The sequence below is a fragment of the Oceanimonas sp. AH20CE76 genome, from assembly GCF_039654065.1.
In the GTDB taxonomy this organism is placed as follows: Bacteria; Pseudomonadota; Gammaproteobacteria; order Enterobacterales; family Aeromonadaceae; genus Oceanimonas; species Oceanimonas smirnovii.
On record NZ_CP155481.1, the window covers coordinates 2,482,052 to 2,501,413 of the forward strand.

At 58.1% G+C, this 19,362-nt stretch carries 19 protein-coding genes; 13 read left to right on the forward strand and 6 right to left on the reverse strand.

The window, feature by feature from the left end; all coding sequences use genetic code 11:
* Nucleotides 1-7: 7 nt before the first annotated feature.
* The 6 genes from siaA to glyA all read right to left on the reverse strand — a co-directional run bounded on the left by siaA (nt 8) and on the right by glyA (nt 6,893).
* A complete protein-coding gene (gene siaA, locus N2M06_RS12130; RefSeq protein ID WP_346350874.1) occupies nt 8-2,005 on the reverse strand; it encodes a biofilm regulation protein phosphatase SiaA in 1,998 nt (665 codons plus the stop codon).
* 83 nt (nt 2,006-2,088) lie between these two features.
* A complete protein-coding gene (gene ribBA, locus N2M06_RS12135) occupies nt 2,089-3,198 on the reverse strand; it encodes a bifunctional 3,4-dihydroxy-2-butanone-4-phosphate synthase/GTP cyclohydrolase II (protein WP_346350875.1) in 1,110 nt (369 codons plus the stop codon).
* A gap of 31 nt (nt 3,199-3,229) precedes the next feature.
* Nucleotides 3,230-3,883 (reverse strand): riboflavin synthase, encoded by a 654-nt coding sequence (locus N2M06_RS12140; RefSeq protein ID WP_346350876.1) that lies wholly within the window; start codon nt 3,881-3,883, stop codon nt 3,230-3,232.
* The gene (ribD, locus tag N2M06_RS12145) at nt 3,883-4,998 is read right to left on the reverse strand and encodes a bifunctional diaminohydroxyphosphoribosylaminopyrimidine deaminase/5-amino-6-(5-phosphoribosylamino)uracil reductase RibD (protein WP_346350877.1); all 1,116 of its coding nucleotides are present in this window, start codon (nt 4,996-4,998) and stop codon (nt 3,883-3,885) included. Before ribD ends, N2M06_RS12140 begins: the two co-directional genes overlap by 1 nt.
* Nucleotides 4,999-5,448, reverse strand: coding sequence for a transcriptional regulator NrdR (gene nrdR, locus N2M06_RS12150; RefSeq protein ID WP_019935930.1), 450 nt, complete (start codon nt 5,446-5,448; stop codon nt 4,999-5,001). It lies immediately after the preceding gene.
* A 191-nt stretch (nt 5,449-5,639) separates the two neighbouring features.
* Nucleotides 5,640-6,893, reverse strand: coding sequence for a serine hydroxymethyltransferase (gene glyA / locus N2M06_RS12155; RefSeq protein WP_019935929.1), 1,254 nt, complete (start codon nt 6,891-6,893; stop codon nt 5,640-5,642).
* Between the two features lie 248 nt (nt 6,894-7,141).
* Here glyA and N2M06_RS12160 point away from each other — a divergent pair, with 248 nt between their 5' ends.
* From N2M06_RS12160 to panF, 13 genes are all read left to right on the forward strand, one after another.
* Entirely contained in the window at nt 7,142-7,747 is a 606-nt protein-coding gene (locus N2M06_RS12160) for a molecular chaperone TorD family protein (protein WP_346350878.1), read from the forward strand.
* Between the two features lie 2 nt (nt 7,748-7,749).
* Entirely contained in the window at nt 7,750-8,718 is a 969-nt protein-coding gene (locus N2M06_RS12165; protein WP_317075803.1) for an amidoligase family protein, read from the forward strand.
* Nucleotides 8,706-9,395: a type 1 glutamine amidotransferase gene (locus tag N2M06_RS12170; protein ID WP_346350879.1), complete on the forward strand. Its 690-nt coding sequence runs from the start codon at nt 8,706-8,708 to the stop codon at nt 9,393-9,395. Before N2M06_RS12165 ends, N2M06_RS12170 begins: the two co-directional genes overlap by 13 nt.
* The gene (locus tag N2M06_RS12175) at nt 9,388-9,819 is read left to right on the forward strand and encodes a YqaA family protein (protein ID WP_019935925.1); all 432 of its coding nucleotides are present in this window, start codon (nt 9,388-9,390) and stop codon (nt 9,817-9,819) included. The genes N2M06_RS12170 and N2M06_RS12175 overlap by 8 nt, the downstream gene beginning before the upstream one ends.
* Before the next feature lie 66 nt (nt 9,820-9,885).
* Nucleotides 9,886-11,676 carry a putative nucleotidyltransferase substrate binding domain-containing protein gene (locus tag N2M06_RS12180; RefSeq protein WP_346350880.1) on the forward strand — a complete coding sequence of 597 codons (1,791 nt, stop codon included), beginning with the start codon at nt 9,886-9,888 and terminating at the stop codon, nt 11,674-11,676.
* A complete protein-coding gene (locus tag N2M06_RS12185) occupies nt 11,676-12,293 on the forward strand; it encodes a 3'-5' exonuclease (protein WP_346350881.1) in 618 nt (205 codons plus the stop codon). The genes N2M06_RS12180 and N2M06_RS12185 overlap by 1 nt, the downstream gene beginning before the upstream one ends.
* 172 nt (nt 12,294-12,465) lie before the next feature.
* Nucleotides 12,466-14,415 (forward strand): acetate--CoA ligase, encoded by a 1,950-nt coding sequence (acs, locus tag N2M06_RS12190; protein ID WP_346350882.1) that lies wholly within the window; start codon nt 12,466-12,468, stop codon nt 14,413-14,415.
* 324 nt (nt 14,416-14,739) lie between these two features.
* Complete coding sequence (gene aroQ / locus N2M06_RS12195; protein ID WP_019935920.1) at nt 14,740-15,189, forward strand: type II 3-dehydroquinate dehydratase; 450 nt, start codon at nt 14,740-14,742, stop codon at nt 15,187-15,189.
* A gap of 36 nt (nt 15,190-15,225) precedes the next feature.
* The gene (gene accB, locus N2M06_RS12200) at nt 15,226-15,687 is read left to right on the forward strand and encodes an acetyl-CoA carboxylase biotin carboxyl carrier protein (RefSeq protein ID WP_346350883.1); all 462 of its coding nucleotides are present in this window, start codon (nt 15,226-15,228) and stop codon (nt 15,685-15,687) included.
* 9 nt (nt 15,688-15,696) lie between these two features.
* Nucleotides 15,697-17,037, forward strand: a complete 1,341-nt coding sequence (accC, locus tag N2M06_RS12205; protein ID WP_346350884.1) for an acetyl-CoA carboxylase biotin carboxylase subunit — start codon at nt 15,697-15,699, stop codon at nt 17,035-17,037.
* Nucleotides 17,038-17,127: 90 nt separating this feature from the next.
* Nucleotides 17,128-17,493: a RidA family protein gene (locus N2M06_RS12210; protein ID WP_346350885.1), complete on the forward strand. Its 366-nt coding sequence runs from the start codon at nt 17,128-17,130 to the stop codon at nt 17,491-17,493.
* Nucleotides 17,494-17,666: 173 nt separating this feature from the next.
* Nucleotides 17,667-17,903, forward strand: a complete 237-nt coding sequence (locus N2M06_RS12215; protein WP_019935916.1) for a DUF997 family protein — start codon at nt 17,667-17,669, stop codon at nt 17,901-17,903.
* Nucleotides 17,900-19,351, forward strand: coding sequence for a sodium/pantothenate symporter (panF, locus tag N2M06_RS12220; RefSeq protein ID WP_346350886.1), 1,452 nt, complete (start codon nt 17,900-17,902; stop codon nt 19,349-19,351). Before N2M06_RS12215 ends, panF begins: the two co-directional genes overlap by 4 nt.
* Nucleotides 19,352-19,362: the final 11 nt, after the last annotated feature.

The window sequence follows — 19,362 nt, forward strand, 5'->3', positions numbered from 1 at the left end:
CAACTCCTTATTGGTTAGCATCCATACGGAATGCCAGCAGGGTAATATCATCCCGCTGAGCATGACTGCCCCGGTATTCATCCAGTGCCTGTTTCAGCATCTCGGCCTGCTCGCTCAGCGGCAGCTGCGCATGAGTACGCAGCAATTCATGAAAGCGGCTGCTGCCCAGCCCAAAGCCCTTTACACCACCGGCCTGATCCAGGTAGCCGTCTGTAGCCAGGTAATACACCTCGTCGCGATGCACCGGCAATGTCAGATCTTCAAACGTGCCCGGCCGCCGATCCAGCAGGCAACGGCGCAGGCCCTTGTGCTCCGCCACTTCGTCACCGTTACTGATATAAAGTGACATCTTGGCTCCGCTGAACACCAGCTGGCCTGCCACCGGATCCACATATACCAGGCCGGCATCCATGGTGGTGGCCAGCCCCCGTGGCAGCTCCGTGTCTTGCAGCATGCCCCTCAGGGTATGGTCTGCCAGCTGTAAAATGGCCGCCGGGGATTCAATACCGTGCTCACGCACCGCATGATCCAGCGCGGCCCGCCCCAGCATGGTCATCAGCGCGCCTGCCACGCCATGGCCGGCACAGTCCACCACACCCACCAGAAAGCGGCCCTGCTCACCGGGCTGAAACAAGTAAAAATCACCGCCCACCACGTCCCGCGGATGCCACAGCACAAAATGATCTTCTCCCAGGGTGCGGGTCAGCTGGCGGTCGGGCAAAATGGCTTTTTGGATCAGGCTGGCGTAGTCGATGGAATCATTAATCAGCTGATGAGCCTGGCGCATCTGCCGGTTGGCTTTTTCCAGCTCTTCAGTGCGGCTTTGTACTTTTTGCTCCAGCTCTTCGGTATGGCTGCGCACCTTATTGGCCATCACGCCAAAGGCACGGCTGAGATCGCCAATTTCGTCACTGGAAGGGGCCGGCAGCGACACCTCATAACTACCGCTGGCAATGGCACTGGCCGAGCCCTGCAGCCGGCGCAGCGGCGTCAGCACTACCCTGTCTACGCCATAAGCCAGGCCCAGCAGTAAAATAGCCAGGATCAATACCAGCCCCAGCAGGGCAGCATTAAACAGGCCCGGCTGAATGATCTGCGCCAGCCCCAGATCCATGGCGGTGGTCAAATACCAGTCGAGCTCGGGAATATAACTGATGGCCAGCAGCTGGCGTTTGCCATCCAGCGTCACCCAGCCCATGGCCACTTCATCGGGCTGGCTTTTAGCGCTGGCCAGCAAACCGGAGAGCTGCTCGTCATCTTGTGCCGAGTCGAGCATATCAAACAGGGTAACGCCATTGCTGCTGATGCCCGCCGCCGAGCCAAAGGAGATAAGCCCGGTGTCGGCATGAGCCTGAAAACGCCCCGCTCCGTCCAGGATCATGGGCACCACCCCTTTTTCCTCAACGGCAATAAAGTCATTGATAAAACCGCTCAGCTCCAGGCCGGTGCCTGCCAGCCCCAGGGGCGTGCCGTTTTGCTCTACCCGCACATTCAGCCACACGCGGGTCACGCCCAGGGTCTGGTCATGATTGACATTAATGCTTAACGGTGAAGGCGCGGTCAGCAAATTAAAAAACCACTGATCAGCGTTGTTATCGGGTTGCAGACGATATTTGGGCAAGGCACCGAACGGCACATTGGGGGCGCGGTAGTAATAATTCAGCGAGTCGGCACTGACCAGAAACCAGGATCCGCTGCTGAATTCATTCGCGAAGCCTTCGGCTTCACGAATAAACAGGGTCTGATTATTCCCGCTGGCAAGCCATTCACGGGTCAGTACCGAGTTGGCAAAACGCTGTGCCAGCGCCAGCTCACGGGTGAGTGGCACCAGCACCTTCTGGCGGTTAAGCCGGGTAAAGTTTTCTGCATAGGCACGGCCAAAGTGCTCCTGAATGCCACTGAGCAGCTGCCAGCCAATCCCGATTGCCGGAATAAAGGCCAGCATACACACCAGCAGTAAAGCAAAAATCGATTTTGCCCGAAGTCCTTTTCCCCAGATGGCCATAATTGCCTGCTTTGATATTTGAGCGCGTCAGAGTCCGGTATTGTTGACCTTTTTTCACACAAACTCAAATACAAAGGGGCAGCTTACTCGGTGACGTATTCCACCACTTCCAGACCAAAACCCGACAGCGCATGATAACGCTTGGGTGAACTGAGCAGGCGCATCTTGCCCACGCCCATGGCGCGCAAAATCTGCGAGCCCACGCCCACACGGCGGGAAGAGCCCTGCCGCTTGGCTCCTTCCGGACGCTCTCCCTTGTCGGCTGCTTCAAACATACGCACCACAGACAGCAGATGATCCGGGGTTTCTTCTTTGCCCAGGATCACCAGCACACCGCCTTCATCGGCAATGCGCGCCATCGACTTGTCCAGCGGCCAGGTGCGGGCGGCGTGACGGTCGGTCATCAGCACATCGGTGAGCATATCGTGAATATGCACCCGCACCAGCGCCGGCTGGTCGGCCTTAATCTCGCCCTTGCGCAGGGCAAAGTGCACCTGATTGTCGATGGTATCGCGGAAAGTGACCAGCTCGAACTCACCGTGCTCGGTGGGCAGTTTGCAGCGGGCTACCTGTTCAATGGTGGTTTCGTTCTGGTTGCGGTACTCGATCAGATCGGCAATGGTGCCCAGCTTGATGCCATGCTGCTCGGCAAATTTTTCCAGATCAGGACGGCGGGCCATGGTGCCGTCTTCGTTCAGAATTTCCACAATCACCGCTGCCGGCTCCACGCCGGCCAGACGGGCCAGGTCGCAGCCCGCTTCGGTATGACCGGCACGGGTCAGCACGCCGCCATTCTGCGCCTTGAGCGGAAAAATATGGCCGGGCTGCACCAGATCGGCGGGTTTGGCATTCTGGGCCACGGCGGCCTGCACAGTGCGGGCACGGTCGGCAGCAGAAATCCCGGTAGTCACCCCTTCGGCAGCTTCAATGGAAACAGTAAAGGCGGTGGAAAACTGCTCGGTATTGCGGCTCACCATCTGGGGAATGTCGAGCTGACGACAACGGGCTTCGGTCAGGGTCAGACAGATCAGGCCACGACCATATTTGGCCATAAAATTGATATCTTCCGGACGCACATGCTCGGCGGCCATGATCAGATCGCCTTCATTTTCTCTGTCTTCGTCATCCATCAGAATGACCATTTTGCCCTGACGAATGTCGTCGATGATTTCCTGGGTACTACTTAAGGCCATGATGTTCCCCTTGGTTAATTCGCTAAGCCGCTTACTTTACAAATCCGCTGGCGGCCAGAGTCGCCAGCGTCAGCCCGCCGGACGCTGGCGGCGCATCGGCACTCAGCAGGCGCTCCAGATAGCGGGCAATCAAATCTACTTCCAGGTTAACACTGCGGCCAACCTGCCAGTCATTCAGCGTGGTGTTGTTTAATGTATGGGGTACCAGCGTCAATTTAAAGGCCGCGCCTGATACCGCATTTACTGTGAGGCTGATGCCATCTACCGTGATGGAGCCTTTTTCGGCAATATAGCGGGCCAGCGCCTCGGGTGCGTCAACCCACAGCTCAATGGCAAATCCTACCCTGGCTTTTTTGGTGATCCGTCCCACGCCATCCACATGACCCGACACCAGATGGCCGCCCAGGCGGGTGGTGGGCAACAGGGCTTTTTCCAGATTGACCGCCTGCCCCGTCTGGTAATCGGCAAAGCCGGTGCGGGCAATGGTTTCTGCCGAAACATCAGCGCAATAATAATCTTTGCCAAGCTCGGTCACGGTGAGGCACACGCCGTTGGTGGCAATGGAATCACCCAGTGCCACATCAGATAAATCCAACGCCGGACAATGAATGCGGATCACCGAGGAGGCACTCTTTCGCTCAATGGCGGCCAGGGTGCCGGTGGCTTCAACAATACCGGTAAACATCAGTCGGTTACTCTTGCAGTCAGTTTAAGATCGTCACCCACAAAGCGGCTGTCCTGCCATGCCAGCCGAGGCGGCTGACTCATGACGGTAAATTCCGGCAGCGCCAGCAGGCCCCGGGCCGGGTTGCCCATCAGCATGGGGGCCTGATACAAAATCAGCTCATTCACCAGTCCGGCCGCAAACAGCGCGCCCCCAAGCGTGGCCCCCGCCTCTACCCACAGATGGTTCAGCTGTCGCCGGCCCAGCTCGTCCAGCAGCAACGCCAGATCCAGCTTGCCATGATCGCTTAACGGCAGCAGGCATTCTTCTACTTGCTCGCTAAAACCACCGGTGACCTTGCTCCGCAGCAGCAAGATGGGGCCGGGCTGAGCAAACAGGCGCAGGCCGGCATGCAAGCGGTTTTGCGTATCAATAATGATGCGCAGCGGCTGGCGCAGCTCAGCTTCGGGGTAGTGTTGCTGCAGTGAGCCGGGCAGCTCCTGCCAGCGCACATTCAGCGCGGCATTGTCCATTAATACGGTATCGGCACCGGAAAGAATGGCGCAGCTTTGCGCCCGGTGGCGCTGCACATCGCGGCGGGCAGCGGGGCCGGTGATCCATTTGCTTTCACCATTGGCCAGTGCGGTGCGACCATCCAGGCTGGCGGCAAGCTTTAAGGTGACAAAGGGCCGGCGTGTGCGCATGCGGTGCAAAAAGCCTACATTCACCGCTTCCGCTTCCTGGGTCATCAGGCCGGCTTCGGCTGCTATGCCCGCCTCGCGCAGCATAGCCAGGCCCCGGCCCGCCACCTGGGGGTTGGGATCCACCATGGCGGCCACCACCCGGGCCACACCGGCGTCAATAAGGCCCTGAGCACAGGGAGGCGTGCGGCCATAATGAGAGCAGGGCTCCAGGGTCACATAAGCAGTGGCACCTCGGGCAGCACCACCGGCGGCCCGCAGGGCAAACACTTCCGCATGGGGGCCGCCGGCGCGCTGATGAAAGCCTTCGCCGACAATGTGGTCGTCTTTCACGATCACGCAGCCCACCGCCGGATTGGGGCTGGTGGTATAGCGGCCACGACGGGCCAGCTCAAGCGCTCTGGCCATCCAGTGCGCATCTTGGGGTGTGAACACTTATTGCTCCAGGCGGGCTATTTCTTCGCCAAACTGACGCAGATCCTCAAAACAACGATACACGGATGCAAAACGAATGTAAGCCACCTTGTCGAGCTGTTTAAGCTCGTCCATCACCAGGTTGCCCACCAGCTCCGATTTTACTTCTCGCTCACCGGTAGCCCGCAGCCGCGACTTGATGCGACTCACCGACTGCTCTATGGCCTCGGTGCTCACCGGACGCTTTTCCAGCGCCCGCTGCATGCCGGCTTCCAGCTTGTCTTCGTTAAAGGGTTCGCGAATGCCGCTGCTTTTAATAATGCGCGGCATTACCAGCTCGGCGGTTTCAAAGGTGGTGAAACGCTCCCTGCAGGCATTGCACTCCCGCCGCCGGCGCACCTGCAAGCCATCGCCCACCAGACGGGAGTCGATGACCTTGGTTTCAGTTGCGTTACAAAAGGGGCAGTGCATAAAGCCTCCGCAGGGCCTGTTAATCGGCTGTTAGTGTAAAGAAGCGGGGGATGTTTTAAAAGCGGGGAATTGTGAAGGAAGGGAATGGGGAGCAGGGAATTGTGAAGCGGGAATGGGGAATAGTGGGGGAGTTGCTACTCCCTATTCACTATTCCCCACTCCCTGGGTTTAGTCCCTAATCCCGGTGCGTGTTACGCGTAAACCGGGTGGCGACGGCAGATGTCCAGCACCTGCTCTTTTACGCTGGCGATGGTGGCGTCGTCGTTGATGTTGCTCAGCACATCGCAGATCCAGCCGGCCAGCTGGCGCACGTCGGCTTCTTTAAAGCCACGGCGGGTAACGGCAGGAGTACCGATACGAATGCCGGAGGTCACAAACGGAGAACGCGGATCATTGGGCACGGCGTTCTTGTTTACGGTAATAAAGGCGCGGCCCAGAGCGGCATCGGCTTCCTTACCGGTGATGTCCTTGTCGATCAGATCCAGCAGGAACAGGTGGTTGTGAGTGCCGCCGGATACCACCTTGAAACCACGCTTCTGGAACTCGTCGGCCATGGCCTGGGCGTTTTTCACTACCTGCGCCTGATATTCCTTGAACTCGGGTTCCAGCGCTTCTTTAAAGGCCACGGCCTTGGCAGCAATCACGTGCATCAGGGGGCCGCCCTGACCACCGGGGAAGACAGCAGAGTTCAGTTTCTTTTCCAGCTCTTCGTTGTTGGCGGCAGACAGAATAATACCGCCACGAGGACCAGCCAGGGTCTTGTGGGTGGTAGAGGTCACCACATGAGCATGAGGCAGCGGGCTGGGGTAAACACCGGCGGCAATCAGACCGGCTACGTGAGCCATGTCGACCATAAACCAGGCACCCACTTTGTCGGCAATTTCGCGCATGCGGGCCCAGTCTACAATGCCGGAGAAGGCAGAGAAGCCGCCGATGATCATCTTCGGCTTGTGCTCAACCGCCAGGCGCTCCATTTCTTCATAATCGATCACGCCCTGCTCGTTAATGCCGTAGGGAATGATGTTATACAGCTTGCCGGAAAAGTTGGCGGGAGAGCCGTGAGTCAGGTGACCACCGTGAGCCAGGTTCATGCCCATCACGGTATCGCCGGGCTTGACCAGCGCCAGAAAAACAGCGGAGTTGGCCTGAGAGCCGGAGTGCGGCTGAACGTTAGCCCAGGTGGCGCCAAACAGCTCTTTGACACGCGCTATGGCCAGCTCTTCTACCTGATCCACGTATTCACAGCCACCGTAGAAACGCTTGGCCGGATAGCCTTCGGCGTATTTGTTGGTCAGCTGAGAACCCTGCGCCTGCATCACCCGCGGGCTGGTGTAGTTCTCGGAAGCAATCAGCTCAATGTGCTCTTCCTGACGCACGGTTTCATCACTGATGGCTTGCCACAGCTGGGGATCATAATCGGCGATATTCATCTCACGCTTTAACATCCGTCTCTCCTGACTCATGGGGGGATTGTCACTGAAAGCCAAATTGTACCCCCAAGCGACAATCCGGCCTAGCCCTGAAGCCCGGCTTCAACGTTTTTTTTACCATTTATGTTGAAAACTTCACATAAAGTTTAACTCAATTTTAACAAATCAAGTGTTTTACCGGGTATGACGTTGACCGGTAAACCCGATAGAATATTGTTTCGATTTACCGCCCGTCAGGGCCGCATCACGAGTAAAAGGGGATTATGCAAGCGTTCAGAGTTACTTCCCAGCGCCGGGCAGAGCTGTATCACTGGTTTACCGCCCTGTTTGCCGCCCCCCTCAGCAAAGACGACCTCAATGACTTTGGTGGCTACGACATGCACCGCTTTCTTGACAGTCTTGCCACCCTGGATCCGCTCACCGAAGCCACAGAAGCCTTTCGCCAGCAGGCTGAGCAGGCACAGCACGACGCGCTGGCCGGCCGTTATCAGGCGCTTACGGCCAGCCCGTCCTTGCTCGACACTCAGCACCTGAGTGAAGCATCACAAGATAACCTGCTGTTAATGAGCATGCTGCTTAAACAACACGGCACCGGCCTTGCCGATGATGATCCGCTGCATGTGTGTAACCAGCTGGAAATGATGGGTACCCTGGCAATGACCGCTGCCGAAGCCGGCGACGAGAAGGGCCGCCTGGCGCTACTGGATCAGCAAAGAGAGCTGGCCAACACCCTGCTGATTGACTGGCTGCCTGCGTTTGTTACCGGTTGCAGCGAGCGTGACCATAAGGGCTTTTATGCTGCCGCGGCTGCCCTGCTGCAGGCGGTGTTTATCATGGATCTGCACTATCTCAACAACGTAGCGGAGTAACGATGCCACTTGCCATGCCCCCGCAACTGACGACTACTCAGGGTGAAGAGCGCCGGCTGGGCGTGGAGCTGGAGCTCAGCGGTATTACGCTGGAGCAGCTGGTTTTTGTGGTGGCCGACACTCTTAAGGGCCAGGCTCAGCCGGTATCAGACTATGAAACCGATATTCTGACCGAAGACGGCTGCTTTCGGGCCGAACTCGACTTTGACTATCTTAAACAGCTGGCCCGGGAGCAAAAACAGCATCCGCCCGGTGAGCTGGAACAGGCCGCCACCGACTTGCTGGGCAGCCTGGCCTTGCAGCTGGTACCGCTGGAGCTGGTTTGCCCGCCGCTGCCCCTGTCACGGCTGAATGAGCTCAACCGGTTGTTTGGCCGGCTCAGAGAGCTGGGTGCCCAGGGCACCCGCCACGCCCTGCATTATGCTTTTGGCCTGCATCTTAACCCCGAGCTGCCCGACACCGGCATTCACACTATTTTGCGCTATTTCCGTGCCTATCTGTGCCTGCACGACTGGCTTGACGCCCACGAAGATATCGTGGCTGCCCGCAAAATATCGCCCTATATTCGCGCCTTTCCCAAAGACTATGTCAAACAAGTGATAAGCCCTGCTTATCAGCCTGACATGACACAATTTATTGAGGATTACCTGGCCTGGAACCCTACCCGCAACCGGGCCATGGATCTGCTGCCGTTGCTGGCCTGGCACAATGAACAGAAAGTACAGTCCGTGGTACAGGACAGCAAGGTCAACAAGCGCCCCACCCTGCACTACCGGCTGCCCAATTCCGATATCGACAACCCGCTCTGGTCGTTACAACACGCCTGGGACGGCTGGCTGCAGGTGGAATGGCTGGCCCATGACGAACACCGTCTTGAGCAGGTATGCCTGGCTTATCAGGCCCATCTTAATCAGCTCACACCCGACTTTATCGATCCCTGGGGTATCAAGGTGCGCCCATGGCTGCGCTGATTGGCGTCACCGGCCCCAACAGCCGCCTGCCCCTGGCCTGGTGGGCCACGCGGCTGTCGCTGCGGCTGGCCGGTGGTCAGGGACTGCGGCTGACCCCCGCCAATATGCATAAACACAAGCGTGATCAACTGCAGGGGCTGATTATTGGCGGCGGTGACGACATCGATGCCGCCCTCTACGGGGCCGACACCGGACGGGCACCGGCAGATCCGGAGCGGGACGCCTTTGAAATTGAACTGATTGAACATGCGCTCAATACCAAGCTGCCGTTGCTCGGTATTTGCCGGGGCGCGCAATTAATTAACGTGGTGCTGGGCGGCTCATTGCATGCCGATATTCGGCCACAGCGCCTGCACACCTCCAACCGGCGCACACCGCTGCCGCGCAAAACCGCCATTGGCTGTGGCGACGGCCGGCTCAGCAGGGTGATGCAGCAGCCACAGTGGCGCATAAACAGCCTGCATCATCAGGCAGTTGACCGAGTGGGCACCGGGCTTGCCGTCGTCGCCAGAGATCTTGACGGCTTTGTGCAGGCCATTGAAACCACCTCCAGCCATTATTTGCTGGGAGTGCAGTGGCATCCGGAATATCTGCCTTATCTGGCCGGCCAGCGCCGGCTGTTTCACAATCTGGTTCGTGCCGCCGAAAAAAGCCGGCCCGAAGCCCTCTATGATTGATTATTTACTAGTATTTGGCAGCAGTCTGCTGGCGGCCACCATAGCGCCTTTTTATTCGGAAGTGGTGCTGGCCGCCGTGCTCACCCGCCAGCCCGATGCGGCTCTGCTGCTATGGCTGCTGGCCAGTGTGGGCAACACGCTTGGTTCCATGATCAACTGGTGGCTGGGTAAATATCTGCTGCACTACCGGCACAAACGCTGGTTTCCGGTCAGTGATAAACAACTGGATCGGGCCCAGCGCTGGTTTCAGCGCTTTGGGGTCTGGTCACTGCTGCTGGCCTGGGCACCGGTGGGCGGCGACGCGCTTACCTTTATTGCCGGCATTATGCGGGTGCGGCTGGCCCTGTTTACCCTGCTGGTGTTTATTGGCAAGGCGTTGCGCTATGCCGTTGTGCTCTGGTTTGCCGACACCCTGCTGCTATAGACCAAAGTTGGCTGGTAAAGCCCTCTGCGGCTGCAATACTCAATGGATTGCGGCACGGAGGCCAATATGCAGGACAAGTTTAACTTTGAGCAACCCCCTTTTAATACTCTGACCCCGGACGAACGCCAGGATCTGCTTGATCAGACAGATATTGCCTATTTTGGCCGGGGTGAAACCATTCTTGAGCCGGGCCAGCTAATCGACAGCCTGCATATTATCCTTAAAGGCGTGGTGGAAGAGCGCCACAAAGATCGTAATGAAGTGCTGGCGCAATACACCACGGACGATTTGTTTGATATTCGTGGCCAGTTCGACGGCGAATGCCGCCACGACTATGTGGCGCTGGAAGAAACCCTGTGTTTTGTGCTGCCTACCCAGGCCTTTCTTAACCTGATGACGGAAAACTCCGACTTTGCCGCCTGGTTTCAGCACGATCTCAAAGGCCGCCAGCAAACCGCCGAGCCCCGTAAAAATCTGTCGGAATTTATTTTAACCCGCATCGACAACAGCAATATTCAGCCGGCCATGGTGATTGACGGTCAGACCTCGATTTTTCAGGCCACTCAGCTGTTAAAAACCCATCACCTCGAATCGCTGATTGTGGCCCATGACGGCAGCTTTGGCATGCTCACCGGCACCGATCTGCTTTATGGAGCCGTGCTTAATGAGCTGCCCCCCGGCGAGCCGGTGCATGTGCTGGCCAGCTTTAACCTGGTATCGGTGCAAAAGGGCGATTTTTTGTTTAACGCCCTGATGCTGATGGTGCAGAAAAAAATTGAGCGGGTGGCAGTAAAAGAAGGCGAGCAACTGGCAGGTATTCTGGAAATGACTCAGCTGCTCAGCCAGTTTTCCACCCACTCTCATGTGCTGGGGCTGCGCATATTGCGGGCTGATAACATAGACGAGCTGGCCGAGGCGGCTGCCACCCTCGGCATGCTGGTGGAAAACCTGCATAACAATGGCGTGCGTCTGCCCTTTATTATGAAGCTGCTGGCCAGCCTGAACAGCCAGCTGATGCGCAAGGCCTTTGAGTTTGCCTTTGCCCCCGAGCTGCACGACCGGCTGGCACTCATGGTGCTGGGCAGTGAAGGCAGGAGCGAGCAGGTACTGAAAACCGATCAGGACAATGCCCTTATTCTGGATAATGATCTCTCAGCGGCCGAAGTACTGCCCCAGGCCGAACAATTCAGCCGCTATCTGGAGCGGCTGGGTTATCCGCCCTGCCCCGGCCGGGTCATGGTCAATAATCCCGACTGGGTAAGACCGCTTGACGACTGGCAGCAGTGCCTGGACCGCTGGGTGAACCGCAACACCCCGGAAAGCCATATGCAGCTGGCCATAGTGGCAGATCCGCACTTTATAGCCGGCCGCGAGTCTTTGGTGCGGCAGTTTCAGAAACACCTGCTGGCGGCGGTAAAAGGCCGGGAGCTGCTGCTGAGCGAATTTGCCGGCCAGGCGCTGCGCTTTCATACCCCGCTGACCTTTTTTGGTGATATCAAGCAATCTGACAAGGGGCTGGATATTAAACGCGGCGGCATTTTTCCGGTGGTGCAGGGCGTGCGCGCGCTGGCACTGGAGCAAAGCGTGACCGAAACCAACACCCTGGAACGCATTCGCCGGCTGACCGATCTGCATATTTTTGAGCCCGAGCAGGCCGATAACCTGAGTGCGGCACTGATCCTGTTCTGGCAGCTCAGGCTGGAGCAGCAGCTGGCCAGCGGCGGCGATGGCATGAACCAGCGGCTCAATCCTGCCACCCTGCCCCGCCACCAGCGGGATTTACTGCGTCACGCCCTGCATGTGGTAAAGAAGTTCAAACAAAAGCTGGAAGTACATTTTCAGATCAGGGGGCTGTAATGCTGCCGCTGAAGCGCTTGTGGCTGGCGCGCAAATTTGCCGGCAGCCCCTGGCATCATCTGTTTGAAGCTTATAAAGGGGAAGAGGTGATTGCTATCGACACCGAAACCACCGGGCTGGATCCGCGCCGGGCCGATGTGCTCACCATTGCCGCCGTGCCCATTTGTGGCCGGCGGGTGCTCACCAGTCAACGGCTGGAGCTGACGCTGCAGGCCAGCCCCAGACTCACCGGCGACAGCATTCGTATTCATGGCCTGCGCCATCAGGACCTGAGCGCCGGCCTGACTCAGAAAGAGGCCCTGGAGCGGCTGCTGGGCTTTATTCAGAACCGCCCCCTGCTGGGCTATCATGTGCGTTTTGATATTGCGCTGCTCAGCCGGCTCACCAAAGAACACCTTGGTTTTGAGCTGCCCAACCGGCACATTGAACTGGCTCACATTTATCGCAGCCGGCAGCTGCGTAAAAATCCCGACATTGAGCCCCATTTGGGTTTTGAGCAAATGGCAACCCACCTCAGGGTGCCATTGCTGGCCCGCCACACTGCCTTTGGTGATGCATTAACCACCGCCCTGATGTATCTGGCACTGCAACCGGAACAATCTTTAAGCAATCGTTAAGAAATGTGAGCCTGATCGGTATCGAACGCGGCTTTCATACCCGTATACTCGACAGACTGAATCATGATGTTACGTGAGGCTGTGCCCGTATTGGCTAGCCGAAAGTCTAATTGAGCGTAACGGCCATCTGGGTCACCTTGTTAACCAATGGTTACAACCAAGGAGCGGAATAATGAGTGAAGTAAAGGTTCATCCGGTCACGCCCGAGTTTGCGAAGACCGCACTGCTGGATAACGACGGCTATCTGGCCATGTATCAGCAGTCCATTGAAAACCCCGACGAATTCTGGGGTACACAGGGCAAGCTTGTTGACTGGATTAAACCCTACACCAAGGTCAAGAACACCTCCTACGACCCGGGTCACATCAGCATTAAATGGTTTGAAGACGGCACCCTGAACCTGTCTGCCAACTGCATTGACCGTCACCTGGCCACCAAGGCCGACGAGGTTGCCATCATCTGGGAAGGTGACAGCCCCGAAGACGACAAAAAAGTCACCTACCGTGAACTGCATGAGCAGGTATGCCGCTTTGCCAACGTACTGAAGGCGCAGGGCGTGCAAAAGGGCGACGTGGTCAGCATCTACATGCCCATGGTGGTTGAAGCTGCCGTGGCCATGCTGGCCTGTACCCGCATTGGTGCCGTGCACTCTGTGGTGTTTGGCGGCTTCTCTCCCGATGCCGTGGCCAGCCGTATTATTGACTCCAAAGCCAAGGTGGTGATTACCGCTGACGAAGGTCTGCGTGGTGGCCGTAAAGTGGCCCTCAAGGCCAACGTGGATGAAGCCCTCACCAACCCCAACGTCACTTCTGTAAAGAGTGTGATCGTATATCAGCGCACCGGCGGCGACATTGCCTGGCATGATCATCGTGATATCTGGTGGCACGAAGCCACTGCCCAGGCCAGCGCCGACTGTGAGCCGGTAGAAATGAACGCCGAAGATCCGCTGTTCATTCTCTACACCTCCGGCTCTACCGGTACCCCCAAGGGCGTACTGCACACCACCGGCGGTTATCTGGTGTATGCCACCATGACCTTCAAGTACATCTTTGACTATCACCCGGGTGATGTGTACTGGTGTACTGCCGATGTAGGCTGGATCACCGGTCACAGCTATCTGATCTACGGTCCGCTGTCTAACGGTGCCACCACACTGCTGTTTGAAGGGGTGCCCAACTATCCCAAGACCAACCGCATGGCGCAGGTAGTGGACAAGCACCAGGTTAACATTCTGTATACCGCCCCCACCGCCATTCGTGCCTTTATGGCCAAGGGCAACGAAGCCGTGGAAGGCACCAGCCGTGCCAGCCTGCGCGTGCTCGGCTCAGTGGGTGAGCCCATTAACCCGGAAGCCTGGGAGTGGTATTACCGTGTGATCGGCGAAGAGCGCTGCCCCATTGTAGATACCTGGTGGCAAACCGAGACCGGCGGCATTCTGATCACGCCGCTGCCCGGCGCTACCGATCTCAAGCCCGGCTCTGCTACCCGTCCTTTCTTCGGGGTTCAGCCGGCCCTGGTAGACGGCGAAGGCAACCAGCTGCAAGGTGCCACCGACGGCAACCTGGTTATTCTGGACTCCTGGCCAGGTCAGATGCGCACCATTTATGGTGACCATGACCGCTTTGAGCAGACCTATTTCTCTACCTTCCCCGGCACTTACTTCAGTGGTGACGGTGCCCGTCGTGACGAAGATGGTTACTACTGGATCACCGGCCGGGTGGATGACGTACTCAACGTGTCCGGCCACCGCATGGGCACCGCTGAGATTGAGTCAGCACTGGTGGCCCATCCCAAAATTGCCGAAGCCGCTGTGGTGGGTGTGCCTCACGACATCAAAGGCCAGGGCATTTACGCCTATGTCACGCTCAACGCCGGTGAAGTACCGTCTGCCGAGCTGCACAAGGAAGTAAAAGACTGGGTGCGTAAAGAGATTGGTCCTATTGCCACGCCCGATGTGATTCACTGGGCTGAAGGTCTGCCCAAGACCCGCTCCGGCAAAATCATGCGCCGCATTCTGCGCAAGATCGCCACCGGCGAGACCGACTCTCTGGGTGATACCTCCACTCTGGCCGATCCGGGTGTGGTGGATCGCCTGATTGAAGAGCGCAGCAAGGTCGCATAAGGCCAGACTGCCCGTTGCAAAAACGCCGCTTTATGCGGCGTTTTTTTATGCCGGGCCCTTAATAACGGTCGCAAATTGTCGCAGCAACAACAGTTTGCAGAGCTTGCTGTCGCTTTCAATGCCCGTCAGCGGCAGCCCGCCATGATCATCATCAAAAAAACTTAGGTCATTAGACCAGTAAATTGCTGCCAATTTTCGTGAAATCACTATAATTGAGCGCACCGAGCCCAAATGCATAATTTTATTTGCCTGAAACCGGCAAAAAGCGTTAGGCTCATCTCAAATCAAGGTGAACACCGCAAGATTGACGAGGATTGCTGCACAATGGCCGACAAATACCGAATTCTGCTGCTCAACGGGCCAAACCTTAACCTGCTGGGCCGGCGCGAACCGGGCATTTACGGCAATAACAGTCTGAACGATATTGTTGCCCGCCTCACCGAGCAGGCTGCGGCGCACAATATTGAGCTCAGCCATGTGCAGTCCAATGCGGAACACCTGCTGCTCGATGCCATTCACCAGGCCGACGGCCAGCAGGATTTTATCATTATCAATCCTGCTGCCTTTACCCACACCAGCGTGGCTATTCGCGATGCACTGCTGGGAGTCAATATTCCCTTCATTGAAGTGCACCTGTCGAATGTGCATGCCCGGGAGCCTTTCCGCCATCACTCCTACCTGGCAGACAAGGCAGTGGGGGTAATTTGTGGCCTGGGTGCCGATGGTTACGAATTTGCCCTTGAGGCGGCGGCCCGTTACCTGGCCCGTCGCTGATTGATATCAGCATCAACAAAACTAAAGAGAACGCTCATGGATATTCGTAAAATCAAAAAACTGATCGAACTGGTAGAAGAGTCCGGTATTGCCGAGCTGGAAATTGCCGAAGGCGAAGAGTCCGTACGCATCAGCCGTTACGGTAACCCCGCCCCGGTAATGCAGGCTCCGCAACAGTTTCAGGCTGCTCCTGCCCCAGCTGCAGCGCCTGCCGCCCCGGCTGCTGCTGCTCCGGCAGCCGAAGCCCCGGCTGCCGAGCTGAGCGGTCATGTGATGCGTTCCCCCATGGTAGGCACCTTCTATCGCGCCTCCAGCCCGGGTGCCAAAAACTTCGTTGAAGTAGGCCAAACCGTGAACGTGGGCGACACCCTGTGCATTGTTGAAGCCATGAAGATGATGAACCAGATCGAGGCCGACAAGGCCGGCGTGGTGAAAGCCATTCTGGTCGACAACGCCCAGCCTGTTGAATTCGACGAGCCGCTGTTCATCATCGAATAAGGAATTCCCATGCTTGATAAAGTAGTCATCGCCAACCGCGGTGAAATCGCCCTTCGCATTCTGCGCGCCTGTAAGGAGCTCGGGATCAAGACGGTTGCGGTTCACTCCACTGCCGACCGCGACCTCAAGCACGTGCTGCTGGCCGACGAGTCCATCTGTATTGGTGGCAATCAGGCCACTCAGTCTTATTTGAACGTGCCGTCCATTATTGCCGCCGCCGAAGTGACCGACGCCGTGGCCATTCACCCGGGTTACGGCTTTCTGGCAGAAAACGCCGAATTTGCCGACCAGGTAGAAAAGTCCGGCTTTATCTTCATTGGCCCGCGCGGTGACACCATTCGCCTGATGGGCGACAAGGTGTCTGCCATTGAAGCCATGAAAAAAGCCGGCGTGCCCTGCGTGCCGGGCTCCGACGGCCCCATTGGCGGCGACGCCAAACGCAACGCCGCCATTGCCAAGCGCATTGGCTACCCGGTGATTATCAAGGCCGCCGGTGGCGGCGGTGGTCGCGGCATGCGCGTAGTGCGCTCCGAGAGCGAGCTGGAAAGCTCCATTGCCATGACCAAGGCCGAGGCCGGTGCCGCCTTTGGTAACGACATGGTGTACATGGAGAAATTCCTGGAAAACCCGCGCCATATCGAAATTCAGGTGCTGGCCGACGGCCAGGGCAACGCCATTCATCTGGCCGAGCGCGACTGCTCCATGCAGCGCCGCCACCAGAAGGTGGTAGAAGAGGCACCGGCGCCGGGCATTACCGCCGAAATGCGCAAGTTCATCGGCGAACGCTGCTGCAAGGCCTGTGTCGACATCGGCTACCGCGGCGCCGGCACCTTTGAGTTCCTCTATGAAAACGGCGAGTTCTATTTCATTGAAATGAACACCCGTATTCAGGTGGAGCACCCGGTGACCGAGATGATCACCGGTGTGGATCTGATTAAAGAGCAGCTGCGTGTGGCCGCCGGCCTGCCCCTGTCCATCACCCAGGAGCAGGTGGTGGTGCGCGGCCATGCCATTGAATGCCGCATTAACGCCGAAGACCCGCGCACCTTTATTCCCAGCCCGGGCGAAATTACCCGTTTCCACTCGCCGGGTGGCCTGGGTGTGCGCTGGGACTCTCACGTGTATGCCGGCTACCGGGTACCGCCCTATTATGACTCCATGATCGGCAAGCTGATCTGCTACGGCGAAAACCGCGATATCGCCATTGCCCGCATGAATCACGCACTGAACGAGCTGGTTATTGACGGCATTAAAACCAATATTCCGCTGCACAAGGAAATTATGAGTGATGAGAACTTCCGCAATGGCGGAACCAACATCCACTACCTTGAGAAAAAGCTGGGCCTGTAAGGCTTGTGCGGAATGATAAAACGGCACCCGAGGGTGCCGTTTTTGTCTAACCGTTACACCAGGCGCTCAGCCCACTGAGACAACTGCAATATGAAGATTCATCGTATCAACCCCTGCAAACGCTGGTCCGACATTACCATATTTAACGGCATCGCCCATTTTGTGGAAGTGCCCGAGTGCGATCTGTCTGCCGGCATTCAGGAGCAGACCCGGCAGGTGATGGCACAGGCCGAAGCAGCGCTGGCCAAAATCGGCAGCGACACAGGCCGGCTGCTGTCTGTGACCATTTATCTTACCGACTTTGCCAACCTGCCCGCCTTTAACGAAGTCTGGGATGAATGGTTCCCGGAAAACACAGCGCCCAGCCGCGCCTGCGTTAAAGCCGAACTGGCCAACCCCGGCTATCTGGTGGAGATGGCCTTTGTCGCCGCCGCCGGCGACGAATATCAGGGGTAATGTCATACCGGGCCTCGACCCGGTATCTTTGTTCGCCCCCCAACAGTTCACCGGTGCCCGGGGGCTGCGATTCGCTGCGCTCATCACAACATACGCCCTGATGTGACCCCCGTATTTGTCCCTTTATTTCCTCGCTGGTATGCTTCGGTCCTTCCTGAAGGAGCCTTCAATTGATGAATTCCATTGTCTCTGTTGCCCGGCGCGAAGCCTTGCTCAGCGTGCTGCTGGCCTTGCTGTATCTGGCGCTTTGGGCCGCATGTGCCTGGCTGGTGCCGCCGGCACTCACCCTGGCCGGCTGGCCGTTGTGGTTTTTGCTGAGCTGCCTGTTCAACCCGCTGCTGTTTATTGTGCTGTGTGCGCTCATGGTGCGCTGGTGTTTTAAAGCAGTAAACCTGGAAGCCTCCTCATGAATGCCGAACTCACCCTTCCGCTGCTCGTCTATCTGGCAGCCATGATCAGCCTGGGGCTCTGGCTGGGCCGCCGCCAGAGTGAAAACGGCTTTATGCAAGACTATTTTCTGGGCAGCCGCTCCATGGGCGGCTTTGTGCTGGCCATGACCATGGTGGCCACCTACGCCTCGGCGTCTTCCTTTATTGGCGGCCCGGGTGCTGCCTACCGCATGGGGCTGGGCTGGGTGCTGCTGGCCATGATCCAGGTGCCCACGGTCTGGCTGACTCTGGGGGTGCTGGGCAAACAGTTCGCCCATATTGCGCGGCGGGTAAACGCACTCACCATTAACGACATGCTGCAGGCCCGCTACCAGAACTCGCTGGTGGTACTGCTGGCCGGCCTGGGGCTGCTGGTCGCCTTTGTGGCCACCATGGTGGTGCAGTTTATTGGCGGTGCCCGGCTGCTGGAAACCGTAACCGGCCTGTCTTATCAGAGCGGGCTTATGCTGTTTGCCGGGGCCGTGCTGCTCTATACCCTGGTGGGCGGCTTTCGCGCTGTTGTGGTGACCGACGCGGTGCAGGGCGTGCTGATGCTGCTGGGCACAGTGGTGCTGCTGGCCGGCGTGCTGCAGGCCGGTGGCGGCGCAGCGGCCATGTTCACCAAGCTGGAAGCCATTGATCCCGGCCTGGTGCAGCCGCAGGGGCCCGACGGCTTTCTGAGCATGAGCTTTATGCTGTCGTTCTGGGTGCTGGTGTGCTTTGGGGTCATTGGTCTGCCCCACTCGGCGGTGCGCTGCCTGGCCTACAAAGACAGCACCGCCATGCACAGAGGCATTATTATCGGCACTGTGGTGGGTGCCCTGCTGATGTTTGGCATGCACTTTGCCGGTGCGCTTGGGCGCGTGCTGGTGCCCGAGCTGACGGTGCCCGACAAGGTGATGCCCACCCTGATGCTCACCGTGCTGCCGCCGCTGGTAGCCGGACTGTTTCTGGCCGGGCCCATGGCCGCCATTATGTCGACCATTGATTCTCAGCTGATCCAGGCCGCCGCCACTTTGGTAAAAGACCTTTATCTTAATCACCTGTGCAAAACCCAGCCGGCCCCCGCCACCATCAAGCGCGCCAGCAAGCTGGTGACGCTGGTGCTGGGGCTGATTGTGCTGTGGGCCGCCCTGAGTCCGCCGGAAATGATTATCTGGCTGAACCTGATGGCCTTTGGTGCCCTGCAGGCGATCTTTTTCTGGCCGCTGGTGCTGGGCCTGTACTGGTGGCGGGGTAACAGCACGGGCGCACTGGCCTCCATGCTCACCGGTGCCATCAGCTATAGCCTGCTGCTGCACTTTGGCATCAAGCCGCTGGGGCTGCATGCCATAGTGCCGAGCCTGGCGCTCTCGGGCCTGGCCTATGTGGTGGGCTCTCTGCTGACGCCGCCCCCCTCTGCCGACGTGCGCGCCCTGTTTGGCCGCTGACACGGCGGCAA